Genomic DNA, 17,679 nt, shown 5'->3' on the forward strand with positions numbered 1-17,679 from the left:
CCATGGCCGACATCCTCATCGTCAACGCCATCGTCGTGACGCTCGACGAAGAGCGTCGCGTGATCGAGGACGGCGCCATCGCCATCAGCGCGGACCGGATCACCGCCATCGGCACCACCGCGGAGGTCACGGCCGCCCACAAGGCGCCGACCGTGATCGACGCCAAGGGCAAGCTGGCCATGCCGGGCCTCATCGACGGCCATGCCCATGCCGGGCACGGCCTCATCAAGACGCTCGGCGGCGGGCGAAGCGACATCTGGTACAAGGCCTGCGAGATCGCCTACACGGTCGCATCCACGCCCGCATTCTGGCGCGCCGAGGCGCGGCTGGCCGCGCTGGAACGCCTGCGCTTCGGCGTCACCACCGGTGTCTCGCTGCTGGGCGGCGGCGACACGATCCTGCGCACCGACGAGCCGATCTACGGCGATGCCCACGCGGAGGGCGTGCGCGAGGTGGGCACGCGCTCGGTGGTCGCCGTCGGCACGACGCGCCCACCCTTCCCCCGCACCTATGCCCGCATCGAGAACGGCGAGGCGAACGAGCGGCCGGTGAGCTTCGACGAGCAGTTCGAGACCTGCCGGACGCTGGTGAAGCGCTGGCACGGCAGCCATAGCGGCCGGCTCAACATCGCCATGATCACACCCACGCTCCGCGACGAGCACACCAAGGGGCTCTCGGCCTCCGACATGGCCGACGCCCGCGCCCAGGCCCAGAAGGTCGCGGCCTTCGCCCGCGAGGCGGGCCTGGTGTTCACCCAGGACGGCCACACCCGCGGCAGCGTCGCCTATGCGAACGCGCTCGGCATCCTCGGCCCCAATGCGCTGCTGTCCCACTCCACGGCGCTGACCGACGAGGAGATCCGGATCGTCGCCGACACCGGCACCCACATCGCCCACAATCCCAGCGCCGTCGCGTCCATCCTGGCGCGCTGCCCCGTGACCGAACTGCTCGAGGCCGGCGCCAACGTGTGCCTGGGCTCCGACGCGACCGCGCCGGACCGCTCCGGCGACATGTTCCGGCACATGCAGCAGTGCATGCACTACCACCGGACCTTCCACCACGATCCGTCGTGGCTGCCGCCCGGCCGCGTGCTCGAGATGTGCACCATCGACGGGGCCCGCGCGCTCGGCATGGAGAAGGACATCGGTTCGCTGGAGGTCGGCAAGAAGGCCGACGTGGTGCTGCTCGACATGCGCCGGCCGCACATCTACCCGCTGAACATGCCCGTCTTCCGCCTCGTCTACTTCGCCAACGGCAACGACGTGGACATCGTGATCGTCGACGGCCGCATCGCGCTCCAGGGGCGCAAGGCGATGTTCGTGGACGAGGACGAGGTGCTCGACGACGCCCAGCGCGAGACCGAGGCGTTCCTCGATCGCGTGGGCATGCGCAGCGCGCTGGAGACGCCGGACACCTTCTGGCGGCACGTGCGCGCGACCGACCAGATCGAGGGCCACTGAGGCCGCAGCGCCCTGCCGGCCGGCGTTTCACCGGCCGGCGTGGCGCGCTCCGACGAAGGCCGCGGCGATCAGGCTCAGGGCCAGGATCGAGGTCATGGTCGCGATGCCGTAGAGCGACGCGAGGGCGCCGGACACGAACGGAGCCACGAGCTGCAGGGCATTGGCCGAGATCGAGGCCATTGAAATGGCCTCGTTGACCCTGCGGGGCGGCGCCGTCTCGTAGACCATCGCCATCGACACGGGCTGGCCGAGCCCCGTCGCCGCACCGACGCACACCGAGACGGCCGCCAGCAGCGACCAGTCTTGGAGCAGCGGCGTGATGGCGTAGGCGGCGGCGGACACGACGAGGGCTGTGCTGACCAGAAGGCGCCGGCTGACGGCGGACTGGATGAGCGAGATGGTCCCGCGGGAGGCGATCTGGCCGACGGCCTGGGCGGCGAACAGTCCGCTGATCACGGCCCCGCTCATCCCCAGCTTGGATCCATGCATGGCCAGGACGATGGGATAGAGGCCCAGACCGGCCTGGAACACCGCGTAGATGAGCGCCCAGCCCCGCAACCGGGCGTCGGCGAGGAGGCCCAGGCGGCCTCCCGGAGCCACCGGTTCCGAGGCGTGCGAAACGGTCGGCACGTAGAAATGCCGGCCGACGAGCAGGACGACCATGCCCAGCAGCGGCGTCGTGCTCAAGGCCAGGAACGCCGCCCGCGGGCCCGAGTGATCATAGGCGTAGCCGATCACCAGCGGCGAGACGAACTGCATCACGGAATAGGCCATGGCCAGGAGCCCGAGGGTCCGCACGCGGGTGTTGCGGTCCCCCGCCCCGCCGACCGCCTTGATCGAGGCCACGTGGCAGAGCATGGCCCCTGCCCCGGCGAGCGCCGACGTCAACGCCAGAGACACCAGGCCGGGCTGCACCACGCTGACGAGGCCCGCCAGGATCGCGAGTGCCGTCGCGATCTTCATCGGCTTCAGCGCGCCGACCCGGTCCATCCAGCGCCCGTAGGGCACGGTGGTCACCAGCGGAACGATCATCAGCAGCGCCGAGAGGACCCCGACCGTGAAGTCGCTGGCCCCGAACCCCAGCGCGACCACGGGCACGGCGAAGCGGCTCGCGGAGAGGACGCTGTTGGACGTGACCGCGACGAAGATCGTCGTCGCGAGACGCCGCCCGTCGATCCGATCCCCGTCCATCGCACCCCGCCAGCCGACAGGCATCCCCTCATGGGGCGCCGGTCCGTTTCGATCTCCTGCGATCTAGACAGTCTCGGGCGGGATGCACCAGTGCCCGTGACGCGCACCGGACCTGTCGGGCCGCGCGATGCGGCCGCCAGGCCGCAAATCGCCGAATACAGAGGATTTAAAGAATAAGCTGGAACGCACTTTTAAGAAGATGCTCTCAGAAATCGTCTCTCGAATACAGAGACCCCAGCGTTGTGGCGAAATTGAAATTCGTCAAAAACGCAGTAATCATTCGACTTACAATCGTGTCGCATTCGAAAACAAAGGGCCGGTGTCCTGGCGAACTGCACGGTGTGCCGTGCAGGTGGCGCCGCGCTTGGCCCTCGTCCGCTGCCCCTCGCTGACCTGAGCCGAAATCCGGAGTTGACCATGCGTTTCACCGTTCGTGCCAAGATGGGCGTCGCCTTCGCGGCGATCATCGGCCTCTCCGCGGCCGGCCTCGGCGTCGGATACGTCAAGATGTCGGGCCTGAACGACAGCCTGGATTTCGCCGTCCACAGCGTCGCCAAGCGCATGGAACATGCCGGCGAGCTGCGCACGGAACTGCTCGAGGATCTCAGGGCCGAGAAGAACCTGCTCATCGCTCCCACCGAGAGCGACATGCAGAATTACTATGCGAGCCTCAAGCAGAAGCGCGAACTCTTCCTCAAGGCGCGTGAATCCCTCGCCGGCCTGACGACGGGCGAGGACGGCAAGGCCGTGATCGCCGACATCAAGACGCTGTACCAGCGCCACGGCGAGATCCAGGACAGGATCTACCAGCTGGCGCGCTTGAACTCGGGCCGGCGGACCGAAGCCCTCGTGACGGGTGACGGCAAGGTGGCCCTGGAGGCCGTGAGCCATGCCAGCGCCACGGCCGCGGGCGCCCTGACCGGGCCCAAGGCCCCGGTGGCCGAAGCGGTCACCGCGCTGGTCGACGGCGCCCAGGAGGCCATGATCGACCTGCAGAGCATTTCCGGTGCCGCCACCAGCGCCCAGCTCGAAGAGCGGCTCAAGCTCGCGACCGAGGAGGTCGGACGGCTCAGGCAGGCCCGCGAGGCCCTCGTCGCGACCGCGCAGCGCAACGACGCCACCGCCGACGTGGCCCCCACGCTGAAGACCGTGGACGCCTGGACGGCGATCGCGGAGCGCGCGCTGGCCATCGCCGGCGAGGGCGGCACCGTGAAGGCGACCGAGCTCTCCAACGGCGAGGGGCGGACCCTCGTGAACGAACTCTCGGCGCGCATGGAGCGCTACATGGCCCTGCTCGACGGGGTGATGAACCAGACGGGCGAGGAAGCGGCCGCGCAGTTCCGCTTCGCGCAGATCGTGCTGGCCTCGGCGCTAGGCATCATCCTCCTCGTCAGCATCGGCATGGCGATCTGGCTGGCGATGACGGTCAACAAGGGAATTTCCCAGTCCATGACGCTGGCGCAGGCGATCGCCGACGGCGACCTCACCGCGCGCGCAAAGGCCCGGGCCAACGACGAGTTCGGGGATCTCGCGGGCGCGCTGGACACCATGGCGGAGCGGCTGCGCTCCGTGGTGGGGGACGTGGCGACCGCCGTTCGCAACGTCTCCGCGGGCAGCCAGGAACTGGCCTCCAGCGCCGAGCAGCTGTCGCAGGGCGCCACGGAGCAGGCCTCGTCCACCGAGGAAGCCTCCGCCTCGATGGAGGAGATGGCCGCCAACGTGAAGCAGAACGCCGACAATGCCAGCCAGACCGAGAAGATCGCCCACCAGTCCGCCAAGGACGCGGAAGCGAGCGGCGTCGCGGTGTCCTCGGCCGTCGACGCGATCCAGACGATCGCCGAGAAGATCATGATCGTGCAGGAGATCGCCCGGCAGACGGATCTCCTCGCCCTGAACGCCGCGGTCGAGGCCGCCCGTGCCGGCGAGCATGGCAAGGGCTTCGCCGTCGTGGCCTCCGAGGTCCGCAAGCTCGCCGAGCGCAGCCAGGCGGCCGCCGCCGAGATCGGCACGCTGTCGTCGAACACCGTCAAGGCGGCCCGCGACGCCGGCAGCATGCTGACCAAGCTGGTGCCCGACATCCGCCGCACGGCCGACCTCGTCGGCGAGATCACCGCGGCCTGCCGCGAGCAGGACATCGGCGCGGCGCAGATCAACACGGCCCTGCAGCAGCTCGACAAGGTGACCCAGCAGAACGCCGCCGCCTCCGAGGAAGTGTCCGCGACGTCGGAGGAGCTGTCGGCGCAGGCCGAGCAGCTGCGCGACGCGATCGCCTTCTTCCGGATGGACGAGACGGAGCAGGACGCGCCCGGCCAGGCCAAGGCCGCCACCCCGGTCCACGCGATGCGCCAGCGCATCCAGTCCTCGGGTCTGCAGGCACCGGCCGCCAAGGCCGACCGCAAGCCGAAGACGTCGCGCCAGGCCGCGCCCGCCCCCCAGCGGGACGCCGCCCAGGTGCGCGCCGTGGCCAATGGCGGCTTCGCCTATGACCTCGGCGCCGCCCAGGACGCCGAGGACGCGGAGTTCAAACGCTTCTGATCCGCGCCATCCGGGGCAGCATGCCCTAGAGGTCGATCCTCACCGGTTCGTCGAACTCCTGCGTCGGCGCAAGCGCCGACGCAGCCGCCTGCAGGGCGGTGAGATACTGGTCGAAGTTGGAGCGGATGCGCTGGGCCACCCCGCCCACCGCCAGCACGGCCGGCTGCCCCTGGATTTTCACCGGCAGCAACACCGCCAGCGTCCCGCCCCCGAGGAAGGGGACGTTCTCCGCGTGGGCATATCCCCTGGCGCGGATCTCGCGCAGGCGATCCATGATCTCACGGACGGGGACGCGCTCGGCCGCATCCGGGGTCGCGATGTTGGCGCGGCGCACGATGTTGTCGACCTGTTCGTCCGACATGTCGGTGAGCAGCATCCAGCCGGCGGCGGAGCGGGTGATCGGCCGGATCGTGCCTTCGTCGATGTGGAACCGCAACGCGTGGATGGACGGGATCGTCGTCACGTATTGCAGGTAGACGTCGTTGCGCGTCCCCAGGAAGACGCCCTCCCCGGTCGCGGCATGCAGGTCCTTCATGGCCTCCAGGATCTTGCCGGACCCGAACAGGACCCGCGGGATCCAGTCGCCCAGCGCGGTCACCTTGGGGGTCGGGAAGTAGACCCGGCTGCGGCGGTCGAAATTGAGATAGCCGAGCTTCACGAGCGTCTTGAGAAGGACGGTCATGCTGGAGTGCGGATAGCCGAGCGCGCTCGCCAGTTCGCTCATGGAGCGCGGCTGCTGCCCGAGCTTGAAGGATTCGAGCACCTCGATGGCCCGGGTCGCCGATTTGACCAGCAATGAGCCCATGTCGTTCCCCCGTCAGCGCGGCGAGGTTCACATCCGTGAAACTCGTCCGGCCACCCCGCTGGGGGGTGGTTGTCCAAGAGACCGCATGACATGCTTTTCAATGTCAAGGCGATGGTGACGACCACCGAGCGGGCCAAAACGACGGTCCGGAGACGTAAATCGGCCTCGCCGCAACGGGTAGGAGACGCGATGACCGGGAGGCTTGCCGGGCGCGTAGCGCTTGTCACGGGTGGCGGACGCGGGATCGGACGGGCGATCAGCGAGGCCTATGCGCGTGAAGGCGCCAGGGTCGGCGTTCTCGATCTGAAGGCGGAAGTCGCGGCCGAGGCCGCCGACGCGATCCGCGCGGCCGGGGGCGAGGCGCTGCCCCTCACCGGCAACGTCGCCAACCGCGCCGACGTCTTCGCCGCCGCCGAGGCAGTGCGCCAGGCCTTCGGGCCGGTGACGATCCTTGTCAACAACGCCATGTGGAACCGCTACGGGCCGCTCGAGGAGCAGACCGAGGTGATGATCGGCCGCATGATCGACGTCGGCTTCAAGGGGGTCATCTGGGGATACCAGGCGGTCCTGCCGCAGATGCGCGACGCGGGCGGCGGCGTCATCGTCAACATCGCCTCCCCGTCGGCCGTGATCGCGATGAAGCACGGCATCATGTACAGCGCCATCAAGGCCGCCGTGGCCGCCGCGACGCGCTCGGGCGCCGCCGAGTTCGGCCCCGACAACGTCCGCGTCGTGGCCATCGCACCGGGCCCGACGCAGACCGACGGAGCCAATCTGGTCCTCACCGAGGAAGCCTGGGAACGCCGCCGCCAGCGGGTGCCGATCGGCCGCCTCGGCCAGCCGGTCGACATGGCCCACGCGGCCGTGTTCCTGGCCTCCGACGAGGCCTCCTTCATCACCGGCGACATGCTGTTCGTCGATGGTGGCATCACCTACGCCTTCTCATGACCTGACGTCGACCGACACGCGACACCGACCAAGATCTGGCACCGGCCGACAGAAGCCGGGGCCTCAACACCAGGAGGGACACCCATGACTTCGACGAGGAAGACCGCCGGCCGGATCGCCGCCCTGATGGCCGCCACCGCGATCGCGGCGACCCCGCTGGCCGCCCGGGCCGCCGGCGACACGATCCGCATCGGCGTGATGAACGACATGTCCGGCCCCTATGCCGACAACTGCGGCCAGGGCTCCGTGACCGCGGCCAAGCTGGCCGTCGAGGACTTCGGCGGCGCCATCAACGGCAAGAAGATCGAGATCGTCACCGCCGACGACCAGAACAAGCCCGACATCGGGCTCGCCACGGCCCGCCGCTGGGTCGAGAAGGACGGCGTCGACGCCATCGTCGGCTGCTCGATCTCGCCGATCGCGCTCGCGGTCTCCGACATCATGCGCGAGTTCAACAAGCCCTACATGCTGGCCGGCACGGCCTCGTCCGACACGACGAACTCCAAGTGCTCGCCCATGACCACCAACTGGGCCTACGACACCTACACGCTCTCGAAGGGCGCGGTGAAGGCGCAGATCGACCAGGGCATGGACAGCTGGTACTTCATCACCGTCGACTACGCCTTCGGCAAGCAGTGGCAGGAAGACGCGACCAAGTTCATCACCGCCGCCGGCGGCAAGGTCCTCGGCACGTCGCTGCACCCGCTGAACTCGAACGACTTCTCCTCGCAGCTGCTTCAGGCGCAGGCCAGCGGCGCCAAGGTGATCGTGCTCGCCAACTCCGGCTCCGACCTCGCCAACGCCCTCAAGCAGGCCAAGGAATTCGGCATCCTCGGCAGCAAGCAGCGCATCGCGCCGCTGGGCATCCTGATCAATGCCGTGCACGGCATCGGCCTCGACGCCACGCAGGGCCTCGTCATCTCGGCCGCCGCCTACTGGAACGCCAACGACGAGTCGCGCGCCTTCACCAAGCGCTACAACGCCGCCTTCGGCAACCGGATGCCCAACGAGTCCCAGCTCGTCACCTACTCGGCCGTGAACCACTACCTCAAGGCCGTGAAGGCCGCGAACTCGCTCGACGGCCAGGCGGTGATGGGCAAGATGCGCGAACTGCCGGTCGACGACATGACCGTGAAGGGCGCCAAGATCCGCGAGGACGGCGTGGTCGCCCGCCCGATGATCGCCGCCCGCATCAAGAAGCCCGGCGAGCCCAAGGCCACCTGGGACTACTACGAGGTGATCGGTTCGATCTCGGCCGACGACGCCTGGCGTCCGCTCTCCGAGAGCGCCTGCCCGCTCGTCAAGAAGTAAGCCGCAGTCCCGCGGCGGAGGCTCGCCTCCGCCGCGCCCACATGGGTCCCGCCGATGGCACAGTCCTCCCGCCTCACCACCGCCACCAGGATCTCGCCCTCGCAGGACATGCTGGGCGAGAGCCCGATCTGGGACCCGGACAGCCAGTGTCTCTTCTGGGTCGACGGGGTGTCCCGCCTGATCCGCAGCCACGACCCGTCGACGGGCATCTGCCGCTCGATCCCGGTGCCCTCCATGATCGGATCGATCGGCCTGGCCACCGGCGGCAAGCTGGTCGCGGGCCTCGTCGACGGGATCTACCTCGTCGACCTCGAGACCGGCCAGTGCGACCCGGTGTTCAAGCCGGCGACGCCCGATGCCCGCGCCCGCTTCAACGACGGCAAGGTCGACCGCCAGGGCCGCTATGTCTGCGGCACCATGGGCATCTACGCCGAGCCGCGCGGGGAGCTCTACCGCGTCGACAGCCAGGGCCGGCACGACGTGCTCGCCAACGGCATCCGGATCGCGAACTCGCTGTGCTTCAGCCCCGACGGCGGCACCATGTATTTCGCCGACAGCCTGGACCGGGCGATCCGCGCCTACCGCTACAGCCCCGGCGACGAACCGCTGGAGCACCCGCGCATCTTCGTCGACACCTCCGCCTTCAACTCGGGCCCCGACGGGGCCACGGTGGATGCGGAAGGCTATGTCTGGGCCTCGCTCGTCACGGTCGGCAAGATCGCGCGCTTCACGCCGACGGGACAGCTCGACCGGCTCATCGAGGCGCCGACCGACATGCCCTCCTGCGTCACCTTCGGCGGCCCGGACCTGACCACCCTCTTCGTCACCTCCATCAAGGATTCGGGCTCCGGCCGCGCCATCTCGCGCCACCCCGCCGGCGGCCATCTCTTCGCCATCGACGGCCTGGGCGTGAAGGGACTGCCCGAACCGCGCTTCGGCGTGCGGCAGGCCGCGCCGTGAGCAGCGCGCTCGCGTCCCTGCTGTCGCCGCGCGCGATCGCCATCGTCGGTGCCTCGGACAGCCCCGCCCGCATCGGCGGCCGGCCTCTGCGCTACATGCTCGAAGCCGGCTTCGGCGGCACGATCTATCCCGTCAATCCGAGCCGCGAGACCGTGCAGGGGGTGAAGGCCTGGCCCTCGCTCGCCGCCCTCCCCGAAGCCCCCGACGTCGCCATCCTGGCCGTGCCGGCCGATGCGACCGAGAAGGCCGTCGCCGAATGCGCCGCCCGGGGCGTCAAGTCGGCCATCGTCTTCTCGGCGGGGTTCGCCGAGGCCGGCGACGACGGGGCTGCGCTGCAGAACCGCATGACCGCGACGGCCCGCGCGGCGGGCCTGCGCCTGCTCGGGCCCAACTGCCTCGGCGTGTTCAACCCGTCGCAGCGCTTCTACGGCACATTCTCGGTGGTCCTGGACAACGCGTTCATCGCGCCGGGCCCCGTCGGCATCGTGTCGCAGAGCGGGGCCTACGGCGCCCACGTGGCGCATCTCGCCCGCAACCGCGGGCTGGGCGTCAGCCAGTGGATCACCACCGGCAACGAGTGCGACATCGACCTCGCCGAGGCGCTGGCCCACGTCGTCGAGCAGGACGACACCCGCGTCGTCATGGCCTATGCGGAGGGCGTGCGGAACCGCGACGCCTTCATCGCCGCGCTGGAACGTGCGCGCGCGCTCGGCAAGGCGATCGTCTTCATGAAGACGGGCCGCTCAGCCGTGGGCGCCGAGGCCGCCGCGTCGCACACGGCCGCGCTCGCCGGCTCCGACGCCGTGTTCGACGCGGTGCTGCGCCAGTTCGGCGTCCACCGCGCCCGCACCACGGCCGAGCAGATCGACGTCGCCTATGCCTGTGCCTCCGGCCGCTACCCGGCCGGTGACCGCATCGGCATCTTCACCATGTCGGGCGGCTTCGGCATCCAGCTCGCCGACGATGCCGGCGAGGCGGGCCTCGACGTGGCCCCGATGCCCGAGAACGCCCAGGCGGAACTGAAGGCGCTGCTGCCCTATTGCTCGCCGCGCAATCCCGTCGACGCCACCGCGCAGGCGGTGACCGAACTCTCGATCCTGTCGAAGTCGGTCGACAGCATGCTGCGCCTCGGCGGCTACGACCTGTTCTCGATTATCCTGGGCACCGGGCCCGCGACCAAGACCTTCGCGCTACCGCTGCGCGAGGCGCTGGCCAAGGCGATGGCCGGGCACGACGACGTCATCCGCGCGGCGACCATGTCGGTGCCGCGCGAGGCGGCGGAGATCTACGAGAAGGACGGCTTCCTCGTCTACGAGGACGGCTCGGCGCTGGCCAACGCGCTGGGCGCCCTCGTCCGCTTCAGCCGGAGCTTCGAACGAGCCCGGACCGGGACGAAGCCGGCGCCCGGCGAAAGGCTCGCCCTCCCGGCGGGCCCCATCAGCGAACGCGCCGCCAAGGACATCCTGCGCCAGGCCGGCATCCCGTTCCCACGCGAGATCCTGGTGCCGCCGGGCGGCGATGCCGGCAAGACCGCGGCCGAGATCGGCTTCCCGGTCGTCCTCAAGGTGTCCTCGCCCGACATCGCCCACAAGACCGAGGTCGGCGGCGTCGTGGTCGGCGTGAAGGACGAGGCCGAGGCGCGCAGCGCCGCCGCCGCCATCCTCGCGCGCTGCGCCGAGAAGGCGCCGGGCGCCGGCATCGAGGGCATCCTCGTCGCGCCCATGGTCAAGGGCGGCGTGGAGACCATCGTCGGCGTCGTCGACGACCCCACCTTCGGTCCCGTGGTCATGTTCGGCCTCGGCGGCATCTTCGTGGAAGTGCTGAAGGACGTGACCTTCCGCGTGGCGCCCTTCGACGCCGGCGAAGCGCGCCGGATGATCGACGAGATCCGCGGCCGGGCCCTGCTCGACGGCGTGCGCGGCGCCACGCCCTGCGACGTCGACGCGCTCGCCGACCTCCTCTCCGCGCTCTCGCGCTTCGCCGCCACCCATGGCGACCGCATCGAGTCCATCGACCTCAACCCGGTGCTCGTCCTGCCGCAGGGCCAGGGCATCGCGCCGCTCGATGCGCTGATCGTGCTGAAGCCGGAGACATCGCCATGAGCGGCACGCCGGCAGCGGCAAGATATCCCCTTTTGGAGCTTGGTTTCCCCCATCTCCCTCATCCTGAGCCGGCCGCGCAGCGGCCGAGTCGAAGGACGCAGAACGGTTCAGCGGAGCCATGGTGCGTCCTTCGACTCACGGCCCTTCGGGCCGTGGCTCAGGATGACGGGCGTGGGGGCGGTTGGGGCAACAGGACCCAAGCTTTCACAAAGCGGACCACGGGTGGCGTGAGACGTTCGAAAGGCCTTTCGAGATGACTGAATCCCGGCTCACCGAGCTCATGGATCGCGAGGCGATCCGCGACTGCATCTACCGCTATTGCCGCGGCGTCGATCGGGGCGACGAGGCGGCGCTTCGCTCGTCCTACTGGCCGGGCGCGACGGACAGGCACGGGCCGTTCAACGGCACGGCCGAGGGCTTCATCGAGTGGGCCAGGAGCATCTGGAAGACCGGCCCCCGCAACGTCCACCACGCGACCAACATCCTGATCGAATTCCAGGGCCCGACGACCGCCGCCGTCGAGACCTACTTCATCGCCATGCAGCGTGGTGCCGGCGCCGACGGCGTCGTGCGGCAGGTGGTGATGTCCGGACGCTACTGCGACCTCTTCGAGAAACGCGGCGCCGAGTGGCGCGTGGCCAGGCGGACGGTCGTCTACGATTGGGTCGATCCGCAGGCGCCCCACGAGGGCAGCGACGCCGATCGCTTCGGCCCGCGCCAGCCCATCGGCGGCTTCTTCCCCGACGATCCGGTCTACGCGATCGGTCAGAACTGACGGCGCGACATGACGGTGCAGACGACCCGTGCAGGTGAGGGCGAACGGCCGGTCGTGGCGACCGACGCGTTCCGCAACGCCATGGGACACCTGGCGATGCCGGTGGCCGTGGTCGCGGCCGGCGACGGCGGCGAGCGCGATGCGGTGACGACCACCACGCTCTGCTCGGCCAGTGTCGATCCACCGACGCTCATCGTCAGCGTCAACCGCCACTCTCCGCTGAACGCGCTCGCCGAACGCAGCCGCGCCTTCTCCGTCAACGTGCTCACCGACGAACAGGCCACCATCGGGCGGGTCTTCTCCGACGCACGCCGCACGGGCGAGCGCCGGTTCGGCCAGGGCACCTGGACGACCGGCGCGACGGGATCGCCGCTGCTGGAGGACACGCTCGCCACCTTCGACTGCGAACTCGTCCAGACGCTCGACTACGGCCCGAACCGCATCCTCATCGGACGGGTGGTGGCGATCGGCTTCGGCGAGAAGCAGCCCCTGCTCTACCGCGACGGCTTCTTCCGCCGCCTCACCACGTCCTGACATCCGCCTCCCGGAGGAAAGCCATGCCGGTGTCCGCGCAGACCGTGATCGTGACCGGAGCGGCCGGCGGCATCGGCCGCGCCCTCGTGGAGGAGTTCGCCGCACGCGGCGCCCGCGTGATCGCGGTCGACCTCGCCTCGGCCAGGCCCGAGGATGCGATCGCGGGCCTCGGCGCCCGCCACCGGGCCTATGGCTGCGACCTCGGCAGCGAGGCGGAGATCGTCGCCCTGTTCGAGACGCTCGACCGGGAGGTCGGCACCGTCGACGTCCTGATGAACAACGCGGCCATCGGACCGATCATGTCCGATACGCGCAAGACGGACTTCGCGCATTTCCAGCTGACGGTGCGGGTGAACACGATCGGACCGTTCGTGATGGCGCGGGAAGTGGCGCGGCGCATGGCGCCAGGCGGCGTGATCGTCAACACGGCTTCCCTCGCGGGCGTGCTCGCGAACCCGCGCCGCAATGCCTACGCCGCCTCCAAGGCCGCCCTCATCTCGCTGACGAAGTCTCTGGCCTGCGAATGGGCCAGCCGCGGGATCCGGGTGAACGCCGTGGCGCCGGGCTACGTGCGCACGCCGATGGTCGCCGAGTTGGAGCGGACGGGGAAGGCCGACATCCCGCTGGTGCGCCGTCGCGTCCCCATGGGCCGCATGGGCCGGCCGGACGAGATCGCCTCGGCGGCCGTGTTCCTCGCCTCGCCAAAGGCCCGCTACGTCACAGGCTCGGTGCTCGCGGTCGACGGCGGCTGGATGTCCTTCAACCAGCCCGGCCACGCCCACCCCGCGGTCGAAGGCGTTCCGGCCGACGAGCTCGGCCGGCCGAAGGCCTCATCGGAACCACGGGTCGTGGTCGTCGTGGGCGGCGGACGCGGCATCGGCGCGGCGATCGCCGCCCGCTTCGCCGCCGGCGGGGACCGGGTGGTCGTGGCGGACAAGGACGGCGCTGGCGCCGTGACGGCGTCCCTCGGGCCGCAGCACCTGGGCGTGACCGTCGACATCACCGACGAGGCCCAGGTTCGCGATGCCTTCACGGTCATTCGCGAGTGCTTCGGCCATGTCGACGTGCTGGTCAACGACGCCGCCGTCGCCGACGTCTTCAAGCCGGCGCTGGAGCAGACCGGCGCGGACCTCGCGGCCACGCTCGACGTGAACCTCGCCGGCACCTTCCTGTGCACCCGCGAGGCGCTGGGGCTCATGGAGGGCCGCAAGGGCGTGATCCTGAACCTGGGCTCGATCAACACCTTCCTGCCCTTCGCCCCACGGCACGGCTACGGCGCCTCGAAGGCCGCGGTCGACGTGTTCACCCGGTGCCTCGCCGGCGAGCTCGGCCCGCAGGGCCACCGCACGGCGACGATCGCGCCGGGCTACATCCGCACGCCCGGCGTCGCGGAGCTCGAGACGTCGGGGCGCATCGACGCGGGCAAGATCCGCCGGCGCATTCCCATGGGCGACATGGGCCGGCCAGAGGACATCGCCGACGCCGCCTGGTTCCTCGCCTCCCCGGCCGCCAGCTACGTCAACGGCGGCATCCTCTACGTCGATGGCGGCTGGACGTCGTTCGGCAACGCCGGGGATGCGAGCACGGGCGAGGATTGAGCACGGCGGGATTCTGCGTCCTTCGACTCGGCCGCGCTGCGGCCGGCTCAGGATGAGGGACTTTTTGCAATTTCAATAAGTTACAATGGCCCTCATCCTGAGCCGTGGCCAAAGGCCACGAGTCGAAGGACGCACCACGGTTCAACCGCTCACCGCGCGGGAGCCACCTTCTTGCGCCTCAGAAAGGCGTCGATCTCGCCCACCACGCCGCGGCGCAGGAAGATGATCACGACCAGCATGATCACGCCCTGGGAGATCAGCGACCACTCGCCGAACTGCGAGAGGAAGTCGTTGAGTCCGATGATGATCACCGCGCCGACCATGGGGCCCGCCAGCGTGCCGAGGCCGCCGAGCAGCGTCATCAGGATCACCTCGCCCGACACCGTCCAGGACACGTCCGTGAGGGTGGCGATCTGGAAGGCCACGGCCTTCAGGCCGCCGGCGACGCCGGCCATGCCGGCCGAGATGACGAAGGCGATGAGCTTGAAGCGCTCCGGGCGGAAGCCCAGCGATTCCACGCGGGCCTCGTTGTCGCGGATGGCCTTCAGGATCTCGCCGAAGGGCGAGTGCACCACACGGTAGAAGAACAGCACCGCCAGCACCGTGAAGCCGAGCACCACGTAGTACAGCGAGCCGCTCTTCGACACGTCGACGACACCGAGGAGCGCCGTGCGCGGAATGCGCTGCAGGCCATCCTCGCCGCCCGTGAAGGGCGCCTGCAGGAGCACGAAATAGACGAACTGCGAGATCGCGAAGGTGATCATCGCGAACTGGATGCCGCTGCGCTTCACCGCGACGAGGCCGACGAGCAGCCCCAGAGCGGCGGCCGAGAGCCCGCCCACGAGAATGCCGATCTCGATGGAGGCGCCCGTCGTCTTCAGGAACCAGCCGGTGACGTAGGCCGCCCCGCCGAAGAACATTGCGTGGCCGAAGCACAGCAGGCCGGCATAGCCCAGCAGCAGGTTGAACGAGCAGGCGAAGACGATGAAGCTCAGCACCGTCATCAGCAGCACGGGATAGACGACGGTGGGCGCCACCAGCGCCACGGCCAGCAGCGCCAGGAGCATGGGCCAGCGGGTCATCGCGCCGCCTCCGACGAGGTGAAGATGCCGCGCGGACGCAGCACCAGCGCGAGGATCATGACCACGAAGATCACCATGTTGGCGCCCTGCGGATAGAAGACCTTGGTGAGCGCCTCGGCGAGGCCGAGCAGGTATCCCGTCGCCACCGCCCCGATGATCGAGCCCATGCCACCGATCACCACGACCGCGAAGATGACGATCATGATGCTCGAGCCCATGGACGGCGAGACCTGGTAGATCGGCGCCGCGAGCACGCCCGAGAGCGCCGCGAGCCCGACCCCGAAGGCGTAGGTCAGCGTCACCATGCGCGGCACGTTGATGCCGAAGGACTCGACGATGGCCGGGTTCTCGTTGGCGGCGCGCAGGTAGGCGCCCAGCTTGGTGTGCTCGATGAGGAGCCAGGTGCCCAGGCACGTCACCAGCGAGAACACCACCACCCACAGCCGGTACCACGGCATGAACATGAAGCCGAGATTGATGCCGCCCGAGATCGGCAGCTGGTAGGGCAGTCCGGTCGAGCCGTATTGCTGGCGCACGATGCCCTCGACGATCAGCGCCACCGAGTAGGTGGCGAGCAGGCTGTAGAGGTGGTCGAGGTTCTGCAGCGGCTTCAGGACGAGCCGCTCCATCACCAGGCCGAGGCACGCCACGACGATCGGCGCGATGACCAGCGCGCCCCAGTAGTTGATGCCGAGCATGTTGAGGAGCAGCCAGGCGACGAAGGCACCCAGCATGTACTGCACGCCGTGGGCGAAGTTCACGACGTTCATCAGCCCGAAGATGATGGCCAGCCCCATGCTGAGCATGGCGTAGAACGAGCCGTTGATGAGCCCGATCAGCATCTGGCCGAAGAACAGCTGGGGGGTGAGGTTGGACAACATCCGTCAGACCCCCAGGTAGGACTTGACCCGCGCCATGTCGGCGTCGAGCTGTGCGGCCGTGAGGACGTCCACCACCCGGCCGTTCTCGACCACCACGTGGCGGTCGGCAACCGAGCGCGCGAAGCGCAGGTTCTGCTCCACGAGCAGGATGGTGAAGCCCTGCGCCTTGAGGCGCTGGATGAGCTCGCCGATCTCCTTGACGATGACCGGCGCGAGCCCCTCGCTGGGCTCGTCGAGCAGCAGGAAACGCGAGCCGGTGCGCAGGATGCGGGCGATGGCGAGCATCTGCTGCTCGCCGCCGGAGAGCTTGGTGCCGCCGCTGCCGGCGCGCCGGCGCAGGTTCGGGAAGGCGTCCATGAGCGCCTCGTCGTCCATGCCGCCGGGCTGGAGGACGGGCGGCAGCGTCAGGTTCTCCCGGACGGTGAGGCTCCCGAAGATGGCGCGCTCCTCCGGGCAGTAGGCGATGCCCTTGCGCGCGATCTCATAGGTCCGCCGGCCGACGAGCTCCTCGCCCTTGAAGCGGATGGACCCGGTGCGCTTGCGGACGATGCCCATGATCGACCGCAGAGTCGTCGTCTTGCCGGCGCCGTTGCGCCCGATGAGCGTCAGCAGCTCGCCCTCGCGCACCTCGAACGACATGCCGTGCAACGCCTTGGACTCGGCGTACCAAGCCTGCAGGTTCTCCACCTTCAGGAGCGGCGTCGCACCCTCAGGACTCATCGACGCCTCCCATGTAGGCGGTGACGACGTCGGGATTGGTCGAGACCTCGGCATAGGTGCCCTCGGTCAGCACCTCGCCGTGCTGCAGCACCGTGATGCGGTCGCACAGGCTGGAGACGACCGACAGGTTGTGCTCGACGATGACGACCGTGCGCCCCTGCGCAGCTCGCCGGATCAGGTCGGTGATCGGCTCCACGTCCTCGTGGCCCATGCCGGCGGTCGGCTCGTCGAGGAGCATCACGCGCGGCTCCAGCGCCAGCGTCGTGGCGATCTCCATCGCCCGCTTCTTGCCGTAGGAGAGCTCGGTCGCAGTCAGGTGGGCGGAGCCCGCGAGCCCGACCTCCTCCAGCAGCTGCATCGCCCGCTTGTTGAGGGGCTCCACGGCCTTCAGCGAGCGCCAGAACTGGTAGGCCCTGCCGTAATCGGACTGGAGCGCCACGCGCACGTTCTCCAGCACGGTCAAATGCGGAAACGTCGCCGAGATCTGGAAGGAGCGCACCAGCCCGCGCCGGGCGACGTCCGCCGTGCGCAGGGCCGAGATGTCCTCGCCCTCAAACAGGATCGTGCCGGCGGTCGGCTGCAGCGTCTTGGTGAGCAGGTTGAAGCAGGTGGTCTTGCCGGCACCGTTGGGCCCGATGAGGGCATGGATCGCCCCCCGCCGCACCGCGAGGTTCACGTCCTTCACGGCCGCGAAGCCGCCGAAGACCTTCGTCAGGCCCCGCGCCTCCAGCGCGAAGTCGCCGGCTCCCGCCGGAGCGTTCGTCGTGCCCATCCCCC

15 protein-coding genes are annotated in these 17,679 nt (G+C 69.5%); 9 read left to right on the plus strand and 6 right to left on the minus strand.

The window, feature by feature from the left end; genetic code table 11:
- Positions 1 to 2: 2 nt before the first annotated feature.
- Complete coding sequence (locus Q0Q47_RS23270) at positions 3 to 1,460, plus strand: amidohydrolase family protein (protein WP_293865541.1); 1,458 nt, start codon at positions 3 to 5, stop codon at positions 1,458 to 1,460.
- 27 nt (positions 1,461 to 1,487) lie between these two features.
- Here the strand turns inward: Q0Q47_RS23270 and Q0Q47_RS23275 are convergent, their stop codons facing one another.
- Positions 1,488 to 2,651 (minus strand): MFS transporter, encoded by a 1,164-nt coding sequence (locus Q0Q47_RS23275; RefSeq protein ID WP_293865544.1) that lies wholly within the window; start codon positions 2,649 to 2,651, stop codon positions 1,488 to 1,490.
- A 417-nt stretch (positions 2,652 to 3,068) separates the two neighbouring features.
- On the opposite strand from Q0Q47_RS23275, the gene Q0Q47_RS23280 reads away from it, so the two are divergent.
- Entirely contained in the window at positions 3,069 to 5,186 is a 2,118-nt protein-coding gene (locus tag Q0Q47_RS23280) for a methyl-accepting chemotaxis protein (protein ID WP_293865547.1), read from the plus strand.
- Between the two features lie 25 nt (positions 5,187 to 5,211).
- Here the strand turns inward: Q0Q47_RS23280 and Q0Q47_RS23285 are convergent, their stop codons facing one another.
- Positions 5,212 to 5,991 carry a helix-turn-helix domain-containing protein gene (locus tag Q0Q47_RS23285; protein WP_293865550.1) on the minus strand — a complete coding sequence of 260 codons (780 nt, stop codon included), beginning with the start codon at positions 5,989 to 5,991 and terminating at the stop codon, positions 5,212 to 5,214.
- Between the two features lie 189 nt (positions 5,992 to 6,180).
- Between Q0Q47_RS23285 and Q0Q47_RS23290 the strand changes: the two genes are divergently transcribed.
- From Q0Q47_RS23290 to Q0Q47_RS23320, 7 genes are all read left to right on the plus strand, one after another.
- Positions 6,181 to 6,939 (plus strand): SDR family NAD(P)-dependent oxidoreductase, encoded by a 759-nt coding sequence (locus Q0Q47_RS23290; protein WP_293865553.1) that lies wholly within the window; start codon positions 6,181 to 6,183, stop codon positions 6,937 to 6,939.
- Positions 6,940 to 7,023: 84 nt separating this feature from the next.
- Positions 7,024 to 8,250 (plus strand): ABC transporter substrate-binding protein, encoded by a 1,227-nt coding sequence (locus Q0Q47_RS23295; protein WP_293865556.1) that lies wholly within the window; start codon positions 7,024 to 7,026, stop codon positions 8,248 to 8,250.
- 54 nt (positions 8,251 to 8,304) lie between these two features.
- Complete coding sequence (locus Q0Q47_RS23300) at positions 8,305 to 9,210, plus strand: SMP-30/gluconolactonase/LRE family protein (protein ID WP_293865559.1); 906 nt, start codon at positions 8,305 to 8,307, stop codon at positions 9,208 to 9,210.
- Positions 9,207 to 11,312 (plus strand): acetate--CoA ligase family protein, encoded by a 2,106-nt coding sequence (locus tag Q0Q47_RS23305; RefSeq protein ID WP_293865562.1) that lies wholly within the window; start codon positions 9,207 to 9,209, stop codon positions 11,310 to 11,312. Before Q0Q47_RS23300 ends, Q0Q47_RS23305 begins: the two co-directional genes overlap by 4 nt.
- Positions 11,313 to 11,565: 253 nt before the next feature.
- Positions 11,566 to 12,087, plus strand: coding sequence for a nuclear transport factor 2 family protein (locus Q0Q47_RS23310; protein WP_293865565.1), 522 nt, complete (start codon positions 11,566 to 11,568; stop codon positions 12,085 to 12,087).
- A gap of 9 nt (positions 12,088 to 12,096) precedes the next feature.
- On the plus strand, positions 12,097 to 12,621 hold the full coding sequence (locus Q0Q47_RS23315) for a flavin reductase family protein (protein WP_293865568.1): 525 nt from the start codon (positions 12,097 to 12,099) through the stop codon (positions 12,619 to 12,621).
- 23 nt (positions 12,622 to 12,644) lie between these two features.
- On the plus strand, positions 12,645 to 14,219 hold the full coding sequence (locus Q0Q47_RS23320) for an SDR family oxidoreductase (protein ID WP_293865571.1): 1,575 nt from the start codon (positions 12,645 to 12,647) through the stop codon (positions 14,217 to 14,219).
- Positions 14,220 to 14,368: 149 nt separating this feature from the next.
- On the opposite strand, the gene Q0Q47_RS23325 is transcribed toward Q0Q47_RS23320, so the two are convergent.
- From Q0Q47_RS23325 to Q0Q47_RS23340, 4 genes are read right to left on the minus strand one after another with little or no spacing between them, the layout of a single operon-like run.
- Positions 14,369 to 15,301, minus strand: a complete 933-nt coding sequence (locus Q0Q47_RS23325; RefSeq protein ID WP_293865574.1) for a branched-chain amino acid ABC transporter permease — start codon at positions 15,299 to 15,301, stop codon at positions 14,369 to 14,371.
- Positions 15,298 to 16,182 (minus strand): branched-chain amino acid ABC transporter permease, encoded by an 885-nt coding sequence (locus Q0Q47_RS23330; RefSeq protein WP_293865577.1) that lies wholly within the window; start codon positions 16,180 to 16,182, stop codon positions 15,298 to 15,300. Before Q0Q47_RS23330 ends, Q0Q47_RS23325 begins: the two co-directional genes overlap by 4 nt.
- A 3-nt stretch (positions 16,183 to 16,185) precedes the next feature.
- Positions 16,186 to 16,902, minus strand: a complete 717-nt coding sequence (locus Q0Q47_RS23335) for an ABC transporter ATP-binding protein (RefSeq protein ID WP_293865580.1) — start codon at positions 16,900 to 16,902, stop codon at positions 16,186 to 16,188.
- Positions 16,892 to 17,674, minus strand: coding sequence for an ABC transporter ATP-binding protein (locus Q0Q47_RS23340; protein WP_293865583.1), 783 nt, complete (start codon positions 17,672 to 17,674; stop codon positions 16,892 to 16,894). The genes Q0Q47_RS23335 and Q0Q47_RS23340 overlap by 11 nt, the downstream gene beginning before the upstream one ends.
- Positions 17,675 to 17,679 lie beyond the last annotated feature (5 nt).

Source organism: uncultured Alsobacter sp. (assembly GCF_945952055.1).
Taxonomy (GTDB): Bacteria; Pseudomonadota; Alphaproteobacteria; order Rhizobiales; family Beijerinckiaceae; genus Alsobacter.